The 1095-nt window shown below is 73.0% G+C and carries 1 protein-coding gene; it reads left to right on the top strand.

The annotated features are described in order from the left end of the window. The coding region (locus LZ017_RS21750; protein ID WP_241399026.1) for a condensation domain-containing protein at positions 1 to 1095 on the top strand (1095 nt) is incomplete at both ends.

Below are 1095 nucleotides of genomic sequence, written 5' to 3'. Positions count from 1 at the left end.
CTGGTGCTGATGCAGCAGGAGGTGCAGGCCTGCCTGCAGGGCCAGCAGGCGCAGCTGCCGCCGTCGCTGCCGTTCCGGGACTTCGTCGCGCTGTCGCGGCGCGAGGAGGCGAGGCGCGGGCAGGAGGCCTTCTTCGGGCGGCTGCTGGGCGAGGTGGACGAGCCGACGCTGCCTTATGGGCTGGAGGAGGTGCACCGGCGCCAGCGGCACAGCCGCTCGTCCGAGCGGGTGCTGCCGCAGGCGCTGGGCGCGTCCTTGCAGAAGCAGGCGCAGGCGCTGGGGATCAACAGCGCGAGCCTGTTCCACCTGGCCTTCGCGCTGGTGGTGGGGCGGCTGTCGGGCCGGGAGGACCCGGTGTTCGGCACGGTGGTGATGGGGCGCATGCAGGCCGGGGCGCATGCCCAGCAGGTGATGGGGCCCTTCGTCAACACGCTGCCCGTCCGCACGTCGCTGAGGGGCCGCGTGCAGGACACGGCATTGGGTCTGCATGCGCTGCTGGTGGAGCTGATGCGCCATGAGCAGACACCGCTGTCGACCGCGCAGCGCTGCAGCGGCGTGCAGCCGCCGCGGCCGCTGTTCAGCGCGCTGCTGAACTGCCGCCGCCTGAGCCTGCCGGTCGGGGCCGCGGACGAGACGGACGCCAGCGCGACCGAGCGCGACGCGGCGCTGGCTCCGGTGACCGTCAGCGACTATCCGCTGGCCGTCGACATCGAGGACAGGAACGGCAGGCTGAGGGTCTGCGCCACGGTGGACATGCCGCAGGATCCGCAGCAGGTCTGCGCGCTGATGGCGCAGGCGCTGCAAAGCCTGGAGCAGGCGCTGCGCGAGGGCGGCCAGGCGGCATTGAGCGAGCTGGCACTGCTGCCTTCAGGGTTGCAGACGCAGCTGCTGGCCTTTGGCCAGCCGGCGCAGGCGCTGCCGGAGGCACTGGCACAGCGCTTCGACCAGCGCGGCAGCCTGCATGGCCTGGTGGAGGCGCAGGCGCGGCGAACGCCGCAGGCGCTGGCGCTGGTCAGCGACGACGAGCGTGTGAGCTATGCCGAACTGGACGCGCTGGCGGGCCGGCTGGCGGCGCAGATCGCGCCGCATCTGCGG

Origin of the sequence: Pelomonas sp. CA6 (genome assembly GCF_022549225.1) — a bacterium.
Lineage (GTDB): Bacteria > Pseudomonadota > Gammaproteobacteria > Burkholderiales > Burkholderiaceae_C > Roseateles.
This window is presented reverse-complemented; position numbering and strand designations above follow the sequence as displayed.